The following is a 17,414-nucleotide window of genomic DNA, read 5'->3' as shown; positions in this document are numbered from 1 at the left end:
GCGGCCTTGGCGTAATCGGCAGCCGCGCGGGTTTTAGGTGCCCGTGGGAGAAATCCCGTGAGGGTTCGAGTCCCTCAGGCCGCATTGGGCTTCGAATCGAAGGCCCGCCCGGAGATCACTCCGGGCGGGCCTTCGGCGTTCGCGGGGTCGCGGGGTCGGGCGTCAGCCGATGAGCTCGCGGAGTACCGGGGCGAGGGCGCGGAAGGCCTGGCCGCGGTGGCTGATGGCGTTCTTCTCGGCGGGGGTGAGTTCGGCGCAGGTGCGGGTCTGGCCGAGGGGCTGGAGGATCGGGTCGTAGCCGAAGCCGCCGTCGCCGGCCGGGGCGGTGCGCAGGGTGCCGAGGAGGCGGCCCTCGACGACGCGTTCGGTGCCGTCCGGCAGGGCGAGGGCGGCGGCGCAGAAGAAGTGGGCGCCGCGGTGTTCGGGGGCGATGTCGGAGAGCTGGGCGAGCAGCAGGTCGAGGTTGGCGCGGTCGTCGCCGTGCTTGCCGGACCAGCGGGCGGAGAGGATGCCGGGGGCGCCGCCCAGGACGTCGACGCAGAGGCCGGAGTCGTCGGCGACGGCCGGCAGGCCGGTGGCGCGGGCCAGGGCGTGGGCCTTGAGCAGGGCGTTCTCGGCGAAGGTGACGCCGGTCTCCGGGACGTCGGGGATCTCCGGGTAAGCGTCGGCGCCGACCAGTTCGACGTCCAGGCCGGCGTCGCCGAGGATGTCGCGCAGTTCGGCGACCTTGTGCTGGTTTCGGGTGGCGAGGATGAGTCGAGTGGTCATGGACCCACCCTAAACGGACAGGCCACAGGCTCCCGTGTGAACCCGGGTGACCCCGCGTCAGCCGGTGCAGACCTTGGTGAGGTTGGAGGCGGCGTCGCCGAGCGGCTTGAAGTCCGGCACCTGCTTGTTGTTGACGGCCTGCTGGACCTTGTCGACCTGGGTGCTGAGGTCGGTGATGGCCTGGGCGACGTCGGTGTCCTTGGAGTTCTTGCCCAGCTGGTCGAGGTCGTTCTTGAGCTTCTGCAGCGACTGCCCGGCGGCGGCCGCGTCGTTGTTCGCGTTGCTGTAGGCGTTGCTGACCTCGTTGATGTCCCCGGTGATCTTGACGGCGGTGTTGCCGCAGTCGAGCGCCTTCTGGGCGGCGGAGCAACTGACCGCGCTGAGCGGGAGGATGGCGATCAGGCCGGCCACGGCGAGCATGGCGGGTCGGGCGATGCTCTGGGCCATCCGGTCCTCCTGGGTGCGCGGGTCTCCGGGTGGGAAGGACGCGCGCTGGGCGGTGCGCGGTTCCCGGAACGGGGTGCTGCGGGAACCGTACGGGCTCCGGACCCGGCGTGTACAGCGGCCTGGTCCGGAGCCCGGGGGTTTTCCGGAAACCGAAACGGAACCGGTATCTCGGGGGTATGGGCGTCAGCCCTCCAGCTCGCCGAGGACCTTGCGCTGGACCTCGTCGAGCTCGGCGCAGCCGAGGGTGCCGAGGTCCAGCAGCTGGTCGAGCAGGGCGCGGTCGAAGGGGGCGCCTTCGGCGGTGCCCTGGACCTCGACGAAGCGGCCGTCGGAGGTGCAGACGATGTTCATGTCGGTCTCGGCGCGGACGTCCTCCTCGTACCGGAGGTCGAGCATCGGGACGCCGTCGATGATGCCGACGCTGACGGCGCTGACCCCGCCGGTGATCGGCTTGCCCTTGGCGCGCAGCAGCTTGCGGTCGCGGGCCCAGCCGATGGCGTCGACGAGGGCGACGTAGGCGCCGGTGATGGCGGCGGTGCGGGTGCCGCCGTCGGCCTGGAGGACGTCGCAGTCGAGGACGATGGTGTTCTCGGCGAGGGCGCGGTGGTCGACGACGGCGCGCAGCGAGCGGCCGATGAGCCGGCTGATCTCGTGGGTGCGTCCGCCGAGGCGGCCCTTGACGGATTCGCGGTCGCCGCGGGTGTTGGTGGCGCGCGGGAGCATGGAGTACTCGGCGGTGACCCAGCCCTCGCCGCTGCCCTTGCGCCAGCGCGGGACGCCCTCGGTGACGCTGGCGGTGCACAGCACCTTGGTGTCGCCGTAGGAGATGAGGACGGAGCCTTCGGCGTGCTTGCTCCAGCCCCGTTCGATGGTGACGGGGCGGAGCTGGTCGGGGGTGCGGCCGTCGATGCGTGACATAGGCACCGAGCGTAGTCGGTTGTGGCGGGTGCTTCCGGTACGTCCCGGGGCGTCCCGGCCGGTCGCGGGCGGGGGACGGGCGGGGGACGGGCGGGGGACGGGCGGGGGACGGGGGCCGGCAGTGCCCGGACGTGCCGCGGCCCGCCGACCGGAGGGGTCGGCGGGCCGGGTGGAGCGAGCCTGGCGGGGCTCAGCTCACATCATGTCCTCGATGTCGGCGGCGATCGGGTCGGCGTCGGTGCCGATGACGACCTGGATCGCGGTGCCCATCTTGACGACGCCGTGGGCGCCGGCGGCCTTCAGCGCGGCCTCGTCGACGAGGGAGGCGTCCTTGACCTCGGTGCGCAGGCGGGTGATGCAGCCCTCGACCTCTTCGATGTTGTCGATGCCGCCCAGACCGGCGACGATCTTCTCAGCCTTGCTGGCCATTGCTTTCTCCCTCTGTCTCGGCCCGTCGGCTGCTCTGCCGGGTGCCGTCCTGCGCGGTGACCTCGGTCCCTGGTGACGCGGGGTCAGTGGTCGGTCGTGCCGTGGCGTGCTGTCGGAGCAGCGCGACCAGCATGACGCGATCCGGACCGATATGTCACGTTAGTCCACTTTCGGCCCATCTCGACGCGCATGCCCCGGATCGCCCCCCGAGGATGACGAGCAGTGGGGCTCGCCTCCCGGCGCGCGGCCTGCGTCCACGCGACCTGCGTCCACAAGTGGTCTACACCAATATACGTGTACTCCGATGAACGCAGGAAGGGCCCCGGGTGTTCCCGGTCCCCGCCCGAGGGTCCCGCCGGGGCCACCGGACGGCCACTGCACTCCCGGACGGCAACGGCACTCGGAGGCGAAGGATGAGTTCGGCAGGCGCCACGGCGGCCCCGCGGACGACGTGGTGGCACACCTTCTACGGCGGGCTCCAGAAGATGGGCCGCTCGCTCCAGCTGCCGGTGGCCGTGCTGCCGGCCGCCGGCATCCTCAACCGGCTCGGGCAGGACGACGTCTTCGGCAAGGACGGCCTCGGCTGGGACAACGTCGCCAAGGTCTTCGCCGCGGCCGGCGGCGCCCTGCTGGACTCCTCGCTCGGCCTGCCCATGCTGTTCTGCGTCGGTGTCGCGATCGGCATGGCGAAGAAGGCCGACGGCTCGACCGCGCTGGCCGCGGTGGTCGGCTTCCTCGTCTACTACCGGGTGCTGCAGGCCTTCCCCGAGCACTGCAAGCCACCGACGGTGCTGGTCAGCGACCAGTGCGTGGACTACACCTCGGCGAAGGCGGCGGCCGCGACGTTCCAGAACCCCGGGGTGCTGGGCGGCATCCTGCTCGGTCTGATGTCGGCCTGGCTCTGGGTGCGGTTCCACCGCACCAAGCTGGTCGACTGGCTGGGGTTCTTCAACGGCCGCCGCCTGGTGCCGATGATCACCGCCCTGGTCGGCATGCTCACGGCCTGCGTGGCCCTGTGGGTCTGGCCGCCGATCGGCCGGGGCCTGAACGACTTCAGCCAGAACCTCGCCGACCTGGGCGCGGGCGGCGCCGGCATCTTCGGCGTGGCCAACCGGGCGCTGCTGCTGATCGGCATGCACCAACTGCTGAACACCTTCGTCTGGTTCCAGTTCGGCGAGTTCACCAAGTCGGACGGCACCATCGTGCACGGCGACATCCCGCGCTTCCTGGCCGGGGACCCGACGGCCGGCCAGTTCCAGTCCGGCTTCTTCCCGATCATGATGTTCGCGCTGCCGGCCGCCGCGCTGGCCATCGCGCACGCGGCGAAGCCGCACCGGCGCAAGGAGATCTACGGGCTGATGCTGTCGGTGGGCCTGACCTCCTTCGTCACCGGCGTCACCGAACCGATCGAGTACTCCTTCGCCTACATCGCCCCGGCGCTGTACGGCGTGCACGCCCTGCTGACCGGTGCCTCGATGGCGGTCACCTGGGGGCTCGGGGTGCACGACGGCTTCAGCTTCTCGGCCGGCCTGATCGACTACGTGATCAACTGGAGCCTGGCCACCAAGCCGTGGCTGATCATCGTCATCGGCCTCTGCTTCGCCGCCGTGTACTACGCGCTCTTCCGCTTCATCATCGTGAAATTCGACCTGAAAACGCCCGGACGCGAGGACGAGAGCGAGGTCGAGGACGTAACCAAGGCATAACCCGAGCGTCACCGCCGCGAATCGGAAAAGGCCTCCGGACCCACGGTCCGGGGGCCTTCGGCATATCCGGCCCGGGTCGATGGTCCCGGTGCGGAACGCCGGGCCGCCCTCGCGACGAGCCGGCGGCGGCCCACCGGCGGCCCGCCGGTGACCTGCCGGGGAGCGACCGAGGAGCGACCGAGGAGCCACCGAGGGCTCCCGCCTTTTGTTGCGCAATTAGCCAAAATCCCAATCCCGTCGGGTAATCAAGATCGTTGATCCACAGGCAGGTTTCGATTTCATAGCGCTTCCCATCGGCACCGCTTTCCAGGGTTCCGCGCCCCCTCCACCCGTGCTACAAAACTGGTCTACACCACGCGTGGTGTAGACCAGTTCGCGGTTCGGCCCCCCTGTGCACCTACCCCCGACCGACCCGCCCTTGCCGTTAGGAAGCCACCCCCATGAGTCAGTCTGCGCAGGCACCGGCGCCCGCCACGGCTCCGGCCACACCCAGCCCCGCCAAGAAGTTCGGCCAGAACCTGCTCCAGGGCCTGCAGAAGATCGGCCGCAGCCTCCAACTGCCCATCGCCGTTCTCCCCGCCGCCGGTCTGCTGATGCGACTGGGTCAGGACGACGTGTTCGGCAAGGACGGCCTCGGCTGGAACAAGGTCGCCTCGGTCTTCGCCGCCGCCGGCAACGGCGTCTTCGACAACCTGCCGCTGCTCTTCGCGGTCGGCATCGCCATCGGCTTCGCCAAGAAGGCCGACGGCTCGACCGCGCTCGCCGCCCTGGTCGGCTTCCTGGTCTACAAGAACGTGCTGACCGCGTTCCCGATCGCCGAGGGCCACATCGCCGACGGCAAGTGGGTCCCCGCGACGTACCAGAACCCCGGGGTGCTCGGCGGCATCGTGATCGGCCTGCTCTCCGCCGTGCTGTGGCAGAAGTACCACCGCACCAGGCTGGTCGACTGGCTCGGCTTCTTCAACGGCCGCCGCCTCGTCCCGATCCTGATGGCCTTCGTCGGCACCGCCGTCGGTGTGTTCTTCGCCCTGACCTGGGGCCCGATCGGCGACGCCATCAAGAGCCTGAACGACACCCTGATCGGGGCCGGCGCGTTCGGCGCCGGGGCGTTCGGCCTGGTCAACCGCGGTCTGCTGCCGGTCGGCATGCACCAGTTCGTGAACTCCTACGCCTGGTTCCAGACCGGTGACTTCACCAAGGCCGACGGCACCGTCGTGCACGGCGACCTGACCCGCTTCTTCGCCGGCGACCCGACCGCCGGACAGTTCATGTCGGGCTTCTTCCCGATCATGATGTTCGCCCTGCCGGCCGCCGCCTTCGCGATCGCCCACACCGCCAAGCCGCACCGCCGCAAGGCCGTCACCGGCATGATGCTGTCGCTGGCGCTGACCTCCTTCGTGACCGGTGTCACCGAGCCGATCGAGTTCTCCTTCGTCTTCATCGCCCCGGTGCTGTACGTCATCCACGCGCTGCTCACCGCCGTCTCGATGGCCGTGACCTGGGCGCTCGGTGTGCACGACGGCTTCACCTTCTCCGGCGGCCTGATCGACTACCTGCTCGCCTGGAGCAAGGCCACCGACCCGTGGATGATCATCCCGATCGGCCTGGCGTTCGCCGCGCTGTACTACTTCCTCTTCCGCTTCGCGATCGTGAAGTTCGACCTCAAGACCCCCGGCCGCGAGGACGAGGACGAGATCGAGGACGTCACCAAGGCCTGACGCCCGGCCCCGTACGCCGCTCACGGCCCCTCCCCGCCACCCCTCCCCCGGGTGGCGGGGCGGGGCCGTTCGCGTGTCCACCGCGGTGGCCGCCCGGTGAGACGGCGGTTGACGAACCGGCGAGGGCGCTGGTCAACTGAAGCGGTGAACGCCCCCCGCCTGCTGGTGACCCGCAGCCACATCGACTTCGGTCGCGTGTGGTCCGCGGCGTGTCGCGGCTGACCAGAGCGTTCCCCCCGCCGCCGCCCGGCTGACCTCCCGCCGCGCCCCGGCCGTTCCTCCCGCCTCCCGCGCCCGCCCGTGACCCGGGCGCGCCGCTCCGTGCCCGCCCGCACCGCGCCCACCCCCGTACTCGTGTGACGGGCGGGGTGCGGACCGCCGCACGCACCGCTTCCGTACGAGGAAAGTCAAGGCCACACATGCCCCGACAGCTGCACCTTTCCGCCGCCCTCGACAGCCCCGCCCTCGACGGCCCCGGCCTCGACAGCCCCGGCCTCGACAGCCCCGGCCACGTCGACGCCGCCCATCTCATCGCCCTCGCCCGGCTCGCCGAGCGGGCCACCCTCGACTTCGTCACCCTCGACGACTCCTACGCCCCCGAACCCCGCCGGCTCGACGCGCTCGCCACCTTCGCCCGGATCGCCCCGGTCACCCGCGGCCTCGGCCTGGTCCCGACCGTCACCACCACCCACACCGAGCCCTTCCACACCTCCGTCGCGGTCACCACCCTGGACTGGGTCAGCGAGGGCCGGGCCGGCTGGCTGGTCGGCGTCTCCGACACCGAGGCCGAGGCCAGGGCCTTCGGCCGCAAGGACACCGCCCCGGCCGACGCGCTCTGGGCCGAGGCCGCCGACGCCGCCGAGGTCGCCAGCCGGCTCTGGGACAGCTGGGAGGACGACGCGGAGATCCGCGACGCCGCCACCGGCCGGTTCGTCGACCGCGCCAAGCTGCACCACATCGACTTCGAGGGCCCGTACTTCTCGGTCCGCGGCCCCTCCATCACCCCGCGCCCGCCGCAGGGCCGCCCCGTGGTCGCGGTCACCGTCGCCGCCACCGACCTCGCGCCGGACGCCGGCCCCGGCGGCCGTGCCCGGGTCGCCACCGCCGCCCGCTACGCGGACGTCGTCCTGCTCGACGCCCCCGACCGGGCCACCCGGCTCACCGCCGCCACCGAGCTGCGGCTGCGCGGCGGCGAGGCGCTGCGGATCCTGGCCCGGGTCCCGGCCGCGCTCGACACCGCCGCCGCGGTGTCCGCCCTGCTCACCGAGGTGACCGAGGGCGGCGGCGGGGTCGACGGCTTCCACCTGGTGCCCGCCGACCCGGCCCGCGACCTCGCCGCGCTCGCCGACCACGTGGTGCCGGCGCTGCGCGAGCGCGGACTGTTCCGCACCGGCTACACCGGCCGCACCCTGCGCGACCGGCTCGGCCTGGCCCGGCCCACGAGCCGTTACGCGCTCGCCGGGGCCGCCGCCGCACCGCTGGTATCCCCCGTGTCCTCCTCCCCCGCCGCGACCGCCGAGGTGACCCGATGACGGACCGTCCGCTCAAGCAGATCCACCTCGCCGCGCACTTCCCCGGCGTCAACAACACCACCGTGTGGACCGATCCGGCCGCCGGCAGCCAGATCGCCTTCGACTCCTTCCGCCATCTCGCCGAGACGGCCGAGCGCGGGCGGTTCGACTTCCTCTTCCTCGCCGAGGGCCTGCGGCTGCGCGAGGTCAAGGGCCGGGTCCACGACCTGGACGTGGTCGGCCGCCCCGAGTCGATCACCGTGCTGGGCGCGCTCGCCGCCGTCACCACCCGCCTCGGGCTGGCCGCGACCGTCAACACCACCTTCAACGAGCCGTACGAACTGGCCCGCCGCTTCGCCTCCTTGGACCACCTCTCGGACGGCCGCGCGGCCTGGAACGTGGTCACCTCCTCGGACGCCTTCACCGGGGAGAACTTCCGCCGCGGCGGCTACCTCGACCGCGCCGACCGCTACACCCGGGCCGCCGAATTCGTGCAGCTCGCCCGGGAGTTCTGGGACGCGGCGGGCACCGGCACGGTCCGCCACCGGGGTCCGCAGTTCGACGTCGAGGGCACCCTCTCGGTGCCCCGGCCGCCGCAGGGCCACCCGGTGGTGATCCAGGCCGGCGACTCCGACGAGGGCCGCGAGTTCGCCGCCGCCACCGCCGACGTGGTCTTCAGCCGGCACTCCACCCTGGCCGCCGGGCAGGCCTTCCACGCCGACGTCAAACGGCGGCTGGCCGCGTACGGGCGCAAGCCGGACGAGCTGAAGATCATGCCCGGGGTGACCTACGTACTGGGCGACACCGAGGAGGAGGCCGTCGAACGGGCCGCCGAGATCCGCCGCGCCCAGGTGAGCCCGGCCACCGCGATCGCCCAGCTGGAACAGGTCTGGGGCATCGACCTCTCCGACCACGACGTGGACGGCCCGCTGCCGGGCGTCGACCCGGTCCGCGACTCCGGCCTCGTCCAGGGCCGCACCTCGCTCGGCGACCCCCTGGAGATCGCCGCCAAGTGGCGGGCGGTGGCGGCCGAGAAGGGGCTCAGCAGCCGCGAGTTGGTGATCGAGGTGACCGGCCGGCAGTCCTTCGTCGGCACCCCGCGCAGCGTCGCCGAGCAGCTCGACCGGCATGTGCAGAGCGACGCCGCGGACGGCTTCATCCTCGTCCCGCACCTCACCCCGGGCGGGCTGGACGAGTTCGTGGACACGGTGGTGCCGCTGCTCCAGGAGCGCGGGGTGTTCCGCACCGACTACACCGGGACGACGCTGCGCGACCACCTCGGCCTGCCGGTCCCCGGCCGCCGCTGAACCCCCGGTGGTCGCTCAGATCTCGTAGACCGCGCCGGCCCGGGCGATGTGGACCGGGCCGGCGAAGGCGGCGGCGGCGTCCCGCCGGTTGAGTTCGGCGTCCGTCCACGGCGGGATGTGGGTGAGGACGAGCCGGTGGGCGCCGGCGGCGGTGGCGTGCTCGCCGGCCTCGCGGCCGTTGAGGTGGACGGCGCGGTAGGTGTCGCGGCCGTCGAGGTAGGCGGCCTCGCAGAGGAAGAGGTCGGCGTCCCGGGCGAGTTCGACGAGTTCGGCGCTCTCGCCGGTGTCGCCCGAGTAGACCAGGCTGCGGCCGTCGTGTTCGAGCCGGAAGGCGAAGGCGTCGACGGGGTGGTTGACCTGGGCGACCTCGATCCGGAAGGGGCCGAGGTCGAAGCGGCCCGGGGTGAGGGTGCGGAACTCGAACACCTCCTTCATGCCCGGGTTCTCCGGCATGTCGTAGGCGCGGGCCATGCGTTCGGGGGTGCCGGCCGGGCCGTAGACGGGCATCGGCGCGGGGCAGCCCTCGGCCCGGTAGTTGCGGGCGACCCAGTAGGCGCACAGGTCGACGCAGTGGTCGGCGTGCAGGTGGCTGAGCAGGACGGCGTCGACCTCGTAGATCGAGACGTACTTCTGGAGGGCGCCGAGCGCGCCGTTGCCGAGGTCGAGCACGACGCGGTAGCCGTCGGCCTCCACCAGGTAGCTGGAGCACGGCGAGTCGGCCGACGGGAAGCTCCCCGAGCACCCCACCACGGTCAGTTTCATCCGAGCCCCTCCGCCCCGACACGTCCTGGCTGCCGCTGGTCATGACAGCGGGCCGGGAATACCGGCCGGAGGCGCTGCCCTGCGCGTGTTGTCGAGGGTAAGGGCGGAGCGGCACTTTGCCCCCGTCTCCGTGCCGTGCTGTGGCTGGAATCACCAGAACGCCGGGGAGGCGGGGGCGGGCGGTACCGGGGCGGCAGGTCAGCGGTGGCCGGGGCGCCGGCGGGCCCAGGCGCGGACGGTGTCCGGGTACCAGCGCGGATGGCCGCCGTCGTCGATCACGTCGGGTTCGGGGAGCAGTCCGTGCCGCCGGTAGTTGCGGACGGTCTCCGGTTGGACGTTGATGTGCCGGGCGATCTCGGCGTACGACCACAGGTCGGTGCTGCGGTGCACGGGTCACCTCCGCTGGTGCGTGGGAGGACGTTCGTGAGCAGCATCTCCGGGCCGGGCGGCGGCTCGCCCGCGGGACGGGCACCGTGGTCGTACCGTGACCGACCCGGAGCACGGTGGGGACAAATCCCCGGTCGTCGCACGACCGGGGCCGGGGAGTTTCAGGCCCCGTTTCAGGCCCAGAGCTGGCCCTGCAGCGCCTCGACGGCGGCCTCGGTGGACTCGGCGGTGTAGATGCCGGTGGAGAGGTACTTCCAGCCACCGTCCGCGACCACGAAGACGATGTCGGCGCGTTCGCCGGCCTGGGCGGCCTTCCGTCCGACGCCGATCGCCGCGTGCAGGATCGCGCCGGTGGAGACGCCGGCGAAGATGCCCTCCTGCTGGAGGAGTTCGCGGGTGCGCCGGACGGCGTCGGCGGAGCCGACCGAGAAGCGGGTGGTGAGCACCTCGGCGTCGTACAGCTCGGGGACGAAGCCCTCGTCGAGGTTGCGCAGGCCGTAGACGAGGTCGTCGTAGCGCGGTTCGGCGGCGACGATCCGTACGCCGGGGACCTTCTCGCGCAGGTAGCGGCCGACGCCCATCAGGGTGCCGGTGGTGCCGAGGCCGGCCACGAAGTGGGTGACGGTGGGCAGGTCGGCGAGGATCTCGGGGCCGGTGGTGGCGTAGTGGGCGCCGGCGTTGTCGGGGTTGCCGTACTGGTAGAGCATGACCCAGTCGGGGTGCTCGGCGGCGATCTCCTTGGCGATCCGGACGGCGGTGTTGGAGCCGCCGGCGGCGGGCGAGGGGATGATCTCGGCGCCCCACATCCGGAGCAGTTCGCGCCGCTCCTCGCTGGTGTTCTCGGGCATCACGCAGACCATCCGGTAGCCCTTGAGCTTGGCCGCCATGGCCAGCGAGATGCCGGTGTTGCCGCTGGTGGGTTCGAGGATCGTGCAGCCGGGGGTGAGCCGGCCGTCGGCCTCGGCGCGCTCGATCATGTGCAGCGCCGGGCGGTCCTTGATGGAGCCGGTGGGGTTGCGGTCCTCCAGCTTCGCCCAGAGGGTGACCAGGCCCTCGGTGTTGCCCGGCACCGCGGCGGACAGCCGGGGCAGGCGGACCAGCGGGGTGTTGCCGACGGCTTCGAGCGGGCTGTCGTAACGCAAGGGGTCCTCCGGCAGCGGCGGTGGGGTCGGGACGGGCGGCTACGGCGAAATCGACGCCCTGGCCCCGACCCGGGCGGTGCGCGGGTCGGGGCGAGCGGGTGTCAGCGGGCGCCGCCGGCCACGGCGGGCAGGATGGTGACGCTGTCGCCGTCGGCGAGGGAGGTGGTGATGCCCTCCAGGAAGCGCACGTCCTCGTCGTTCAGGTAGACGTTGACGAAGCGGCGCAGCTCGCCGCCGTCCAGCAGGCGGGCGGCGATGCCCGGGTGGCGGGCGTCGAGGTCGTGGAAGAGTTCCCCGAGGTTGCTGCCGGTGCCCTCGACGGCCTTGGCGCCGTCGGTGTAGGTGCGGAGGATGGTCGGGATGCGGACCTCGATGGCCATGGCTGCGCTCCTGTGCGAGTCGTGAGGTGGGTGGGCCGCAGGGGGCGCGGCAGGGCGTGACGGCCCGGGGCGGTGGGATCCGCGGCGGGCCGGGACGGGCGGCTCAGCGCGAGCGCGCCGGCGTGCCGGGACAGATCGCGCTGGCGAGCCGGCACAGGTCGATGTGCAGGCGCGCCACGAGGCGGGTGCCCGGGGCCTGGGTGCTCACATCGACGGAACGCATGGGCTCATCGTATAGATTCCCGGGCCCGCTCCTCCATGCCCGTCTCGTGATCCGGATGGTTCCGTTCCCCATGCCGAGACGGCCCCGGGGACGGCAACGGCCCGCCGACCGCTCGCGGAGGGTCGGCGGGCCTCGCCCAGGTGGGTGCGGGTCAGGCCGGGTGGGCCTCGACGACCTGGACGTCTTCCTCCGTGATCACACCGTCCACGATGCGGAACGAGCGGAACTCGTACGGGTCGTCGGCACCGTTGCCGTCGGCGGTGGAGACCAGGACGTAGTGGGCGTTCGGCTCGGAGGCGTAGCTCACGTCGGTGCGCGAGGGGTACGCCTCGGTGGCGGTGTGCGAGTGGTAGACGATCACGGGTTCCTCGTCCCGGTCGTCCATCTCGCGGTAGAGCTTGAGCAGGTCGCCCGAGTCGAACTCGTAGAAGGTGGGCGACCGGGCCGCGTTGAGCATCGGGATGAACCGCTCGGGGCGGCCGCTGCCCTCCGGACCGGCGACCACGCCGCAGGCCTCGTCCGGGTGGTCGGCGCGGGCGTGGGCGACGATCGCGTCCCGCAGTTCTCGGGTGATGGTCAGCATGGCGTCAGGATAGCCACGCCCCGGCGGCGGCCCGCCGGGGTGTCCACGACCGCGTCCACGACCGCGTCCACGACGGGCCGGGCCCGGTCAGCGGGTGCCGGTGCCCCCGCCGCCCGCGTGCAGGTGGTCGTGGGCGACGGCGTGCACCGCCGCGGGGCTCCGGCGCTTGAGCACCTGGTAGCCGACGACCAGCAGCACAGCCCAGGCCGGGAAGACGTAGAGCGAGATCCGGTTGTCCTCGTCCAGGCCGATCAGCACGACCACGAGCACCAGGAAGGCGAGCGAGGCCCAGCTGGTCCAGACGCCGCCGGGCGCCTTGAAGCCGGGCGGCGGCAGGTGGCCGCCCTTCCAGGCCTTCCGGTAGCGGATCTGGCAGATGAGGATCATCGCCCAGGTCCACAGGCCGCAGACGGTGGCGACCGAGGTGATGTACTCGAACGCCCGGGCCGGGACGAGGGCGTTGAGCACCACGCCGGCGCCCATCAGCAGGCAGGACAGGGTGATCGCGACGGACGGCGTGCGGCGGGAGTTGAGCCGGGTCAGCCCCTTGGGCGCCTGGCCGCGCAGGGCGAGGTCGCGGAGCATCCGGCCGGTGGAGTACATGCCGGAGTTGCAGGAGGAGAGCGCGGCGGTGAGCACCACGAAGTTGATGATGCCGGCCGCGGCGGGGATGCCGATCTTGCCGAAGGCGGCGACGAACGGGCTGACGCCGGGCTGGAATTCGGTCCACGGCACGAGCGACAGGATGACCACCAGGGCGCCGATGTAGAACAGCGCGATGCGCCACGGCAGGGTGTTGATGGCGCGCGGGAGGGTCTTCTGCGGGTTCTCGCTCTCGCCCGCGGTGACGCCGACGAGTTCGACGCCGAGGTAGGCGAACATGACGATCTGAAGGGTCATCACGGTGGCGCCGATGCCCTTGGGGAAGAAGCCGCCGTTCTCCCAGAGGTGGGTGATCGAGGCGGTGTCCCCGGCGTCGCTGAACCCGAGGGTGAGCACGCCGACGCCGATCAGGATCATGCCGATGATGGCGGTGACCTTGACCATGGAGAACCAGAACTCGATCTCGCCGAAGAGCTTCACCGAGATGAGGTTGGCCGCGTAGAGGATCACCAGGAAGACCAGCGCGCTGAGCCACTGCGGGATGTCGGGCGCCCAGAACCGCACGTAGACGGCCGCGGCGGTGGTCTCCGCCATGCCGGTGACCACCCAGAACAGCCAGTACGTCCAGCCCGTCACATAGCCGGCGAAGGGGCCGAGGAACTCCCGCGCGTACTCGGCGAAGCTGCCGGACACCGGGCGGTAGGTGAGCAGTTCGCCGAGCGCCCGCATGATCGCGAAGATCACCACGCCGGCGACCGCGTAGGACAGGATCAGGCTGGGGCCGGACTTCGAGATCGCCGTGCCGGCACCGAGGAAGAGTCCGGTGCCGATCGCGCCCCCGATCGCGATCATCTGGATCTGGCGGCTGCCGAGCCCCCGCTCGTAGCCCTCCTCGTCCGGTTTCGCGTCGACGACCTCGTCGTAGAGCTGTTCGGCCATGCTGCACCGTCCTGGATCGGTCTCGTGGTCGGACTCGTGGGGGACTCGTGGGGGGACTCGTGGGGGATGGGGAGCAGTCGTACCACGCACGATCCGGATAGCGGTGTCCATCTGAGCGATATTTGAGCATGCCCCGATAGGGTTTCGCCCGTTTTGACCGGAAAGGCCCCGGCCGCTTGTCCAGTATGCGGACGGGCGGCCGGGGCCTTTCTTGTACGGGGGGACTCGGTCCGCAGAGCGGCTCCGGGGCGTCAGTCGGCCATCGCCTCCAGCAGCGACTCCTGGAGCGCGCCGAGCCACAGGTAGGCCATCACCAGCGGCTTGCGGTCGTCGGCGTCCGGCAGGTCGTACAGGCCCTGCTCGTCCTCCTCGGTGACCTCCAGGCGCACACCCAGGGTCAGCCGAAGGTCGTTGAGCGCGCCCAGCCAGTGCAGGCACCCGGCGGTGTCCAGCTTGACCGTCCCGCCCTCGCCGCCCAGCCCGTCCAGAGTGCGGACGACCTGCAGCGCGTCCTCCCGCTTGCGGGTCCGCAGGTCCGGCTCGGTGTAGCGGCGGAACTCGCCGGCGGCCTCCCGGGACCGCGCGTCGGCCGGCTCCGCGGGATCGCCGTACGCGTCCGGGAAGAGCCGGGCCAGCGCCGGGTCCGCCGGCGCCTCGGTCGGCCCCTCGGCGAACAGCGCCGCCAGCGGGTCGCCGCCGTCCCCGGCCGGGCCGGGCCCGATCAGCTCCAGCATCTGCACTTCCAGCGAGCGCAGGATGGAGGCCTCCAGCTCGTCCAGCGCGAGCACCGCGCCCCCGCCACCGGCACTCTCGAACAACCCAGCCATCGGTATCGGTCAGCCCGTCTTCGTCTTCGTCGTTTGTCGCCCTGGCCCGCCGCGGTGGCGCCGCGGGCCTCAGTCGTGCTGCAGGGTGGCCCAGAGCCCGTAGCCGTGCATCGCCTGCACGTCGCGCTCCATCTCCTCGCGCGAGCCGCTGGAGACCACGGACCGGCCCTTGGTGTGCACCTCCATCATGAGCTTCCTGGCCTTGTCCTTCGGGTAGCCGAAGTAGGCCTGGAAGACGTACTGGACGTAGCTCATCAGGTTGACCGGGTCGTTGTGCACGATGGTGACCCAGGGGGTGTCCGGCTCCGCCACCGGCACGCCCTCGACCTCCGGGCGCTCGATCTCCACGGGCGCGACACTCACCGCCGGGTCCCTCCTGTCGCTCGACTCCCCAGGCGGTTCCCACCTGGCGGGCACGCGGACCGCGCGTGCCCCTTCAGCCCCATGCTGCCATCCGAGGGACCTCGGGGCGATTCCGCCCTGAGGGTCCGTCCTCGGGTCCGTCCTCAAAGACGGACCCTACGCTCGCGACGCGCTCGGCGACGATCCGCCCCGAGAAATCGTCACTTTGACGCTAAGGGGTAGTAGCATCATCTTCATGGACGCCACTTCCGTGCCCGCGGCCGGCTCGACCGCGCTGCTCACCGACCGCTACGAGCTCACCATGCTGCAGGCCGCCCTGCGCAGCGGGGCGGCGCACCGCCGCTCCGTCTTCGAGGTGTTCACCCGCCGGCTGCCCGCCGGCCGGCGCTACGGCGTGCTCGCCGGCACCGGGCGGGTCCTGGACGCCGTGGAGAACTTCCGCTTCACCTCCGCCCAGCTCGACTGGCTCGCCGCCGGGCAGGTCGTCGACGAGGAGACCCTGCGCTTCCTCGCCGACTACCGGTTCACCGGCGACATCCACGGCTACCCCGAGGGCGAGGTCTACTTCCCCGGCTCCCCGCTGCTCACCGTCGAGGGCAGCTTCGCCGAGGCGGTGATCCTGGAGACGGTGATCCTCTCGATCCTCAACTACGACTCGGCGATCGCAGCGGCCGCCTCCCGGATGACCGCCGCGGCCGGCGACCGCCCGGTGATCGAGATGGGCGCCCGGCGCGCGCACGAGCGGGCCGCCGTCGCCGCCGCCCGCGCCGCCTACGTGGCCGGCTTCGCCGCCACCTCCGACCTGGAGGCCGGCTTCACCTACGGCATCCCGACCACCGGGACCGCCGCGCACGCCTTCACCCTCGTCCACGACAGCGAGCGGGACGCCTTCCGGGCCCAGATCGACTCGATGGGCCGCGGCACCACGCTGCTGGTCGACACCTTCGACCTGCGCGAGGCCGTGCGCACCGCCGTCGAGGTGGCCGGCGCCGAGCTGGGCGCCGTCCGGATCGACTCCGGCGACCTCACCCTGCTCGCCCACCGGGTCCGCCGCCAGCTCGACGAGCTCGGCGCCACCGACACCCGGATCATCGTCACCTCCGACCTCGACGAGTACGCGATCGCCGCGCTCGCCGCCGCCCCGGTGGACGGCTACGGCGTCGGCACCAGCCTGGTCACCGGCAGCGGGCAGCCGACCTGCGCGATGGTCTACAAGCTGGTCGCCCGGGCCGCCGGCCCGGACGGCCCGCTGGTCCCGGTCGCCAAGCGCGCGGCCGGCGGCAAGACCAGCATCGGCGGGCGCAAGTGGGCGGCCCGCCGCCCGGACGCGGACGGCGTCGCCGACGCCGAGGTGGTCGGCACCGGGCAGGTCCCGGCCGACCTGGCGCCGCACCTGGTGCAGGTGCCGCTGGTCAAGGCCGGCGAGGTGGTCGGCCGGGAGCCGCTGGAGACGGCGCGCGAGCGGCACGCCCGGGCCCGGGCCGCGCTGCCGCTGTCGGCCACCCAGCTCTCCAAGGGCGACCCGGTGCTGGCGACCGAACTGCAGGTGTGACGGCGGTCCGGGCGCGCCCGGACCGGGCGCCGATCCGGGCGCCGGAGTTGATGCCGGCACGGGCGCCGGAACGGGCAACGGGCGGGCGGGCCGTTCGTGGACGGGGGAAGGTCCGGGCGCGCCCCGGGCCTTCCGCCCCCGGGTGCCACTGCCTACAGTCGACCGTAGAGTTCCCCTCACGTCCCCACTCCACGTCCTCCGCAGGACCCCACCAGACCGAGGAATGCCAGCCATGCACCGGGCACTGATCGTCGTCGACGTGCAGAACGACTTCTGCGAGGGCGGCAGCCTGGCCGTCGCCGGCGGGGCGGAGGTGGCCGCCGCGATCACCGACCTCATCGGCGAGTCCGCCCCCGGCTACCGGCACATCCTCGCCACCCGCGACAACCACATCGACCCGGGCGACCACTTCTCCGAGGACCCCGACTACGTGCACAGCTGGCCGGTGCACTGTGTCGCGGGCACCGAAGGGGTCGGCTTCCACCCGAACTTCGCGCCGTCCGTCACCTCCGGCGCGATCGAGGCCGTCTTCGACAAGGGCGCCTACGCGGCGGCCTACAGCGGCTTCGAGGGCGTGGACGAGAACAACCGCGGGCCGGCCGAGTGGCTGCGCGAGCGGCAGGTCACCGAGGTGGACGTGGTCGGCATCGCCACCGACCACTGCGTCAAGGCCACCGCGCTGGACGCGGCACGGGCCGGGTTCACCACCCGGGTGCTGCTGGACCTGACCGCGGGGGTGGCCGCGGCCACCACCGCCGCCGCGCTCGACGAGCTGCGGGCGGCCGGGGTGGAGCTGGTCGGCACGCCGGCCGTCGGCGGCTGAGCGGGCCGGTCCGCGACCGTGGCGGC

The 17,414-nt window shown here is 72.3% G+C and carries 19 protein-coding genes and 1 tRNA gene; 7 read left to right on the top strand and 13 right to left on the bottom strand.

What is annotated here, in order from left to right:
- Positions 1-84: transfer RNA gene (locus ACFP3U_RS17275), tRNA-Leu, on the top strand.
- Between the two features lie 78 nt (positions 85-162).
- Here ACFP3U_RS17275 and rdgB read toward each other — a convergent pair.
- From rdgB to ACFP3U_RS17255, 4 genes are all read right to left on the bottom strand, one after another.
- Positions 163-768, bottom strand: a complete 606-nt coding sequence (rdgB, locus tag ACFP3U_RS17270; RefSeq protein WP_380226425.1) for an RdgB/HAM1 family non-canonical purine NTP pyrophosphatase — start codon at positions 766-768, stop codon at positions 163-165.
- A 57-nt stretch (positions 769-825) separates the two neighbouring features.
- A complete protein-coding gene (locus ACFP3U_RS17265) occupies positions 826-1,215 on the bottom strand; it encodes a hypothetical protein (protein ID WP_380226424.1) in 390 nt (129 codons plus the stop codon).
- Between the two features lie 183 nt (positions 1,216-1,398).
- Entirely contained in the window at positions 1,399-2,133 is a 735-nt protein-coding gene (rph, locus tag ACFP3U_RS17260; RefSeq protein ID WP_380226423.1) for a ribonuclease PH, read from the bottom strand.
- 195 nt (positions 2,134-2,328) lie between these two features.
- Positions 2,329-2,562 carry a PTS sugar transporter subunit IIB gene (locus tag ACFP3U_RS17255; protein ID WP_030060521.1) on the bottom strand — a complete coding sequence of 78 codons (234 nt, stop codon included), beginning with the start codon at positions 2,560-2,562 and terminating at the stop codon, positions 2,329-2,331.
- A 413-nt stretch (positions 2,563-2,975) separates the two neighbouring features.
- Here ACFP3U_RS17255 and ACFP3U_RS17250 point away from each other — a divergent pair, with 413 nt between their 5' ends.
- From ACFP3U_RS17250 to ACFP3U_RS17235, 4 genes are all read left to right on the top strand, one after another.
- Entirely contained in the window at positions 2,976-4,268 is a 1,293-nt protein-coding gene (locus tag ACFP3U_RS17250; protein ID WP_380226422.1) for a PTS transporter subunit EIIC, read from the top strand.
- A 440-nt stretch (positions 4,269-4,708) separates the two neighbouring features.
- Entirely contained in the window at positions 4,709-5,986 is a 1,278-nt protein-coding gene (locus tag ACFP3U_RS17245; RefSeq protein WP_380226421.1) for a PTS transporter subunit EIIC, read from the top strand.
- A 419-nt stretch (positions 5,987-6,405) separates the two neighbouring features.
- The gene (locus tag ACFP3U_RS17240) at positions 6,406-7,518 is read left to right on the top strand and encodes an LLM class flavin-dependent oxidoreductase (protein WP_380226420.1); all 1,113 of its coding nucleotides are present in this window, start codon (positions 6,406-6,408) and stop codon (positions 7,516-7,518) included.
- The gene (locus ACFP3U_RS17235; protein ID WP_380226419.1) at positions 7,515-8,804 is read left to right on the top strand and encodes an LLM class flavin-dependent oxidoreductase; all 1,290 of its coding nucleotides are present in this window, start codon (positions 7,515-7,517) and stop codon (positions 8,802-8,804) included. Before ACFP3U_RS17240 ends, ACFP3U_RS17235 begins: the two co-directional genes overlap by 4 nt.
- Positions 8,805-8,819: 15 nt before the next feature.
- Here ACFP3U_RS17235 and ACFP3U_RS17230 read toward each other — a convergent pair whose 3' ends face one another.
- The 9 genes from ACFP3U_RS17230 to clpS all read right to left on the bottom strand — a co-directional run bounded on the left by ACFP3U_RS17230 (position 8,820) and on the right by clpS (position 15,013).
- Positions 8,820-9,566: an MBL fold metallo-hydrolase gene (locus tag ACFP3U_RS17230; protein WP_380226418.1), complete on the bottom strand. Its 747-nt coding sequence runs from the start codon at positions 9,564-9,566 to the stop codon at positions 8,820-8,822.
- Between the two features lie 198 nt (positions 9,567-9,764).
- Positions 9,765-9,956, bottom strand: a complete 192-nt coding sequence (locus ACFP3U_RS17225) for a MerR family transcriptional regulator (RefSeq protein WP_380226417.1) — start codon at positions 9,954-9,956, stop codon at positions 9,765-9,767.
- A gap of 170 nt (positions 9,957-10,126) precedes the next feature.
- A complete protein-coding gene (locus ACFP3U_RS17220) occupies positions 10,127-11,095 on the bottom strand; it encodes a PLP-dependent cysteine synthase family protein (protein WP_380226416.1) in 969 nt (322 codons plus the stop codon).
- 101 nt (positions 11,096-11,196) lie between these two features.
- Positions 11,197-11,475: a MoaD/ThiS family protein gene (locus ACFP3U_RS17215; protein ID WP_380226415.1), complete on the bottom strand. Its 279-nt coding sequence runs from the start codon at positions 11,473-11,475 to the stop codon at positions 11,197-11,199.
- A 103-nt stretch (positions 11,476-11,578) separates the two neighbouring features.
- Positions 11,579-11,698 carry a putative leader peptide gene (locus tag ACFP3U_RS17210; protein WP_326846449.1) on the bottom strand — a complete coding sequence of 40 codons (120 nt, stop codon included), beginning with the start codon at positions 11,696-11,698 and terminating at the stop codon, positions 11,579-11,581.
- A 151-nt stretch (positions 11,699-11,849) separates the two neighbouring features.
- Positions 11,850-12,281 (bottom strand): M67 family metallopeptidase, encoded by a 432-nt coding sequence (locus ACFP3U_RS17205; RefSeq protein ID WP_380226414.1) that lies wholly within the window; start codon positions 12,279-12,281, stop codon positions 11,850-11,852.
- A gap of 87 nt (positions 12,282-12,368) precedes the next feature.
- Positions 12,369-13,823 carry an amino acid permease gene (locus ACFP3U_RS17200; RefSeq protein WP_380226413.1) on the bottom strand — a complete coding sequence of 485 codons (1,455 nt, stop codon included), beginning with the start codon at positions 13,821-13,823 and terminating at the stop codon, positions 12,369-12,371.
- A gap of 251 nt (positions 13,824-14,074) precedes the next feature.
- Positions 14,075-14,650, bottom strand: coding sequence for a DUF2017 domain-containing protein (locus tag ACFP3U_RS17195; RefSeq protein WP_380226412.1), 576 nt, complete (start codon positions 14,648-14,650; stop codon positions 14,075-14,077).
- Positions 14,651-14,719: 69 nt separating this feature from the next.
- Positions 14,720-15,013, bottom strand: a complete 294-nt coding sequence (gene clpS, locus ACFP3U_RS17190; protein ID WP_030394235.1) for an ATP-dependent Clp protease adapter ClpS — start codon at positions 15,011-15,013, stop codon at positions 14,720-14,722.
- A gap of 235 nt (positions 15,014-15,248) precedes the next feature.
- Between clpS and ACFP3U_RS17185 the strand changes: the two genes are divergently transcribed.
- A complete protein-coding gene (locus ACFP3U_RS17185; protein ID WP_380226411.1) occupies positions 15,249-16,565 on the top strand; it encodes a nicotinate phosphoribosyltransferase in 1,317 nt (438 codons plus the stop codon).
- Positions 16,566-16,797: 232 nt separating this feature from the next.
- The gene (locus tag ACFP3U_RS17180) at positions 16,798-17,388 is read left to right on the top strand and encodes an isochorismatase family protein (protein WP_380226410.1); all 591 of its coding nucleotides are present in this window, start codon (positions 16,798-16,800) and stop codon (positions 17,386-17,388) included.
- Positions 17,389-17,414 lie beyond the last annotated feature (26 nt).

Source organism: Kitasatospora misakiensis (genome assembly GCF_042656005.1).
GTDB lineage: Bacteria > Actinomycetota > Actinomycetes > Streptomycetales > Streptomycetaceae > Kitasatospora > Kitasatospora misakiensis.
This window is presented reverse-complemented; position numbering and strand designations above follow the sequence as displayed.